Source organism: Iningainema tapete BLCC-T55 (genome assembly GCF_014698965.1).
GTDB lineage: Bacteria > Cyanobacteriota > Cyanobacteriia > Cyanobacteriales > Nostocaceae > Iningainema > Iningainema tapete.
The window spans coordinates 1-1,373 of the sequence record NZ_JACXAE010000115.1 but is presented as its reverse complement, the minus strand read 5'-3'; the positions used below and the strand labels follow the sequence as shown (position 1 = coordinate 1,373).

General features: G+C 39.7%; 2 protein-coding genes. Both read right to left on the bottom strand.

Annotation, left to right across the window (positions count from 1 at the left end; genetic code table 11):
- Nucleotides 1-253: 253 nt before the first annotated feature.
- On the bottom strand, nt 254-739 hold the full coding sequence (locus ICL16_RS37945; protein WP_190836747.1) for a PIN domain-containing protein: 486 nt from the start codon (nt 737-739) through the stop codon (nt 254-256).
- Nucleotides 736-1,032 (bottom strand): UPF0175 family protein, encoded by a 297-nt coding sequence (locus ICL16_RS37940; RefSeq protein WP_190836746.1) that lies wholly within the window; start codon nt 1,030-1,032, stop codon nt 736-738. Before ICL16_RS37940 ends, ICL16_RS37945 begins: the two co-directional genes overlap by 4 nt.
- Nucleotides 1,033-1,373 lie beyond the last annotated feature (341 nt).

Here is a 1,373-nt window from a genome sequence, read left to right as displayed (position 1 = left end):
AAAGCAATGTCCGATGGTCCTCAATCGCTCAAACCTGCTGATTTTGTGGAACTGATGCAAGAACTTGCTGCTCTTGCTCAATTCTTTGGACGTGGTAATCAATCAACAGTATCAAGTGTAACACAATTTGCTAGCAAAATCCCCGTAGGTGTAGGTGTGTAAATCGGTGTAATTTCACGCAAAATCAATGAATTTGATGTTTAGGTGGGATGGACACCTTGCCCATCTTTTGAATTTTTGCAGGCATATCGTGTTATTTCTCAAGAGCGATCGCTAACACTTCTATATATAATCGCTGACTTATCCACATTCCATTAGTAATCAATTCATCCATTACATCCTTAACGCTAAAAATTAAACCTTTCTCTTTTGCCAAGAGCAAAACACCTACAGTACCGATTAGCGGCAATCCTATAGATTTCGCTAATTTTCTTGCATCTAAATCATCTATTAATAGCTGCTCTGCTTTCAACTCTTGTGCTAGAACAATAGCAGCACATTCACCTAAATCAAGATCGGTCTGTACTTGGAGAGCTTGCACCATTTGAATACTACCAACAGGCTGCACTTCAATCCAACTGGCAACCGGAACAAGTCTTGCAGCAGGATAGTTTCCCACAGTTACTTCGTTATAAACTTCTTGGGGAATGATGACTGTTCCAAAAATGTCACGCAGAAGTTCCAATCGTCCAACCTTCGCCAATTCACTTAATGGAGTTGTATCAGCAACAATAATCACGCTCTTGATTCACTTTGTTGATTCAGTATTTCTCTAGCGTGAGCAACTTCTTGCTCAATTTCAGAGCGCGTTTGCTCTGAAATTGTCGAGATTTCATACTTCCCCATTAATTCAATCAAGTCAAGTCGATTTATACCCAATAAGGTTGCGGCTCGATGTTTAGTAATCGCACCCTGTTTGAGTAATGTCATGACATAAGCTTGTTTTGCTCTAAGCTCAGCTTCCATCTTCTGCTCTTGGGAAATACTAGTGAGGGCTAAAGTAAACTTTATTTCTACTTGCTCTAGTTGCATTGCAATTTCAACTAATCGATAGTCCAATTTTAACGTTCGCCAAATCAACTATGATGATTTTGTAGTCAGGGCTTTAGCCCTGTTTAAGCGCTTAAGCGCTTACTACGAACCACTCGCCAAATTTTTTCGACAAAATCTTGCTAAGACAAGCATAAACTTTCCAACCTTACCTCTATATAAATTCAGAACACGAAAAACTAGTTCAAAACGCCAAACTTACTCAGGCGGACAAAGACACGAAGTAAAACCAAAAAGAATTGAAGAGGAAAAGAAAATGATCGTCGTACTCAAATCCCAAACCCCCGCAATGGAAATTGAACGCATCATGGAGGAATTGGGAC